Below are 2,324 nucleotides of genomic sequence, written 5' to 3' on the forward strand. Positions count from 1 at the left end.
CCGCGCCCGCGCCCGGGCTCGCCGGTGACCCGCGCGTGCGGGCGGCGCTCGACGCGCGGCGCGCGGACCTGGCGCCGTTCTGGCTGAGGATGCGGGAGTCGTGCGCGTGCCCGCCGGCCGCGGGGCACGCGCTCGTGGTCGACGGTGAGGACACGTTCACGGCGATGCTCGCGCACCTGCTGCGCTCGTCCGGGCTCGCGGTGACGGTGCGGCGCCACGACGAGCCGGGGCTCGGCGCGGCGCTGCTGGCCCACGAGGGACCGGTGGTGCTCGGCCCGGGGCCCGGCGACCCGACGAACGCGTCGGACCCCCGGATCCGGACGATGCGGTCGCTCGCGGCCGGCCTGATCGCGGCACGCAAGCGCGGCGTGCTCGGCGTGTGCCTGGGCCACGAGATGCTGATGGCGGAGCTGGGACTCGACGTGGTGCGCAAGCGTGAGCCGCACCAGGGCGCGCAGGTGGCGATCGACCTCTTCGGCGAGAGGGAGACGGTCGGCTTCTACAACAGCTTCACGGCGCGGTGCGACGACGAGACGGCGGCGGAGCTCACGGAACACGGCATCGAGGTGGCGCGCGACGCGGCGACGCACGAGGTGCACGCGGTACGCGGCCCGGGGTTCGCGTCATGGCAGTTCCACGCGGAGTCCGTCCTCACGCTGGACGGGGTGGGCATCGTCACGCGTCTCCTGACCCACGCACGCGAGGCGGACGCACCGCGTCCGGTGTGACCGGCCGCCGCGGCCCGCGCGGGGCACGCAGAACACCGCTCAAGGGCGGGCGCCACCGGCTGTCGCTGCGGCCCGGGGCCGATGGACAACCCCGGCCGCCGCGCGAGGGCACGCGCCGGCCGTCCACGGGTCGCGGCGACCGGCGGGGCAGCAGCCGCACCCGCGCCCGGCGGCGCGGCGCCCGGCCCCACAGGGACCGCCCACGCCTGGCCCTGAACGGCCCGCAATCGCGTTCCGGCCCCGGCCTGGCGGCCGTCCGCCCCCGGCGGGGCGACCCGCGACCAGGCTGCGGCCCGCACAACGGGCCGGAACCCGCCGTCCGCCACACGGTCCGCCCGTCCAGACCGGCCCGAGCCCCGTACGTCCACGGCCTGTACGGCGCGACGTGTCTTTCTTGGCGGGGTCGCGACCCGTGGGCGCGCCCACGGGTCGCGGACACCGGCGGCAGGGCAGGCGCGCCCGCGACGGACACGCCCGCCCTGCCGAACGCGGTCAGGCGTCGTCGAGGCCTCGTTCGATCGCGTACCTGACCAGCTCCACCCGGTTGTGCAGTTGCAGCTTGCCGAGGGTGTTCTGGACGTGGTTCTGCACCGTGCGGTGCGAGATCACCAGGCGCTCCGCGATCTGTTTGTACGACAGGCCCTTGGCGACGAGGCGCAGCACCTCGGTCTCGCGGTCGGTGAGCTGCGGCGCCTTCGGCTCGTCGGGTGTGCGCGGGCCAGGTTCCGCGGCCAGTCTGCGGTACTCGCCGAGTACCAGGCCCGCGAGACCGGGCGTGAAGACGGCGTCCCCGACGGCCGTCCTGCGCACCGCCTCGATCAGCTCGGCCGTGGACGCCGACTTCACCAGGTAGCCCGTGGCGCCCGACTTGACCGCCTCCAGCACGTCCGCATGCTCGCCGCTCGCCGAGAGCACCAGGACGCGCAGGCCCGCGAGCGTGCCGACGAGTTCCTTGCACACCTGGACGCCGGGCAGGCCCGGCAGGTTCAGGTCGAGGACGAGCACCTGCGGCGAGGTGGCCCGCGCCCTGCGGACGGCCTGGGCCCCCTCCCCCGCCGTCGCGACGACGTCGAAGCCCGCCTCGGCGAGGTCGCGGGCGACCGCGTCGCGCCACATCGGATGGTCGTCCACGACCATCACCGAGACCGGTGCGCCGCCGTCCGCCGCATCAGCCGTGTCCACCGCGTCCTGACCCGTCATGCCGTTCTCCCCCGTGTCCTCGTGTCCCCGGCCTTCGCGCGCGGGACCTTCATCTCCACTTCCGTGCCCTGCCCGGGCACGGAGACAAGCTCGGCGCTTCCGCCCAGGTCACGCAGCCGTCCGCGGATGGACTGCGCGACCCCCAGCCTGCCCTCGCCCTCCGCCTGCGCGAGGCGGCCCTCGGGGATGCCGGGCCCGTCGTCCCTGACGGTGACGATCACCTCGGCCGGGTCGTCGCCGGCGGGGGGGGCGGGACGGGAGAGCACGGGGCCGGAGTCCGGGGGCCGGAGGAGTGGGGAGGGCGGCCTCCGGCTGGAGGAGGGGGGGGGGGGGGGGGGGGGGGGGGGGGGGGGGGGGGGGGGGGGGGGGGGGGGGGGGGGGGGGGGGGGGGGGGGG

At 76.8% G+C, this 2,324-nt stretch carries 3 protein-coding genes; 1 reads left to right on the forward strand and 2 read right to left on the reverse strand.

The window, feature by feature from the left end; genetic code table 11:
* Positions 1–728, forward strand: a 728-nt coding sequence (locus JFN87_RS32920) for an aminodeoxychorismate/anthranilate synthase component II (protein ID WP_209346157.1), incomplete at its 5' end; no start/stop codon positions are given.
* Positions 729–1,220: 492 nt separating this feature from the next.
* On the opposite strand, the gene JFN87_RS32925 is transcribed toward JFN87_RS32920, so the two are convergent.
* Together JFN87_RS32925 and JFN87_RS34620 are read right to left on the reverse strand one after the other, a co-directional pair.
* Positions 1,221–1,928 (reverse strand): response regulator, encoded by a 708-nt coding sequence (locus JFN87_RS32925; RefSeq protein ID WP_209346159.1) that lies wholly within the window; start codon positions 1,926–1,928, stop codon positions 1,221–1,223.
* The coding region (locus JFN87_RS34620; RefSeq protein ID WP_372449337.1) for an ATP-binding protein at positions 1,925–2,324 on the reverse strand (400 nt) is incomplete at its 5' end. The genes JFN87_RS32925 and JFN87_RS34620, both read right to left, overlap by 4 nt.

This window comes from Streptomyces montanisoli (assembly GCF_017813245.1).
Taxonomy (GTDB): domain Bacteria; phylum Actinomycetota; class Actinomycetes; order Streptomycetales; family Streptomycetaceae; genus Streptomyces; species Streptomyces montanisoli.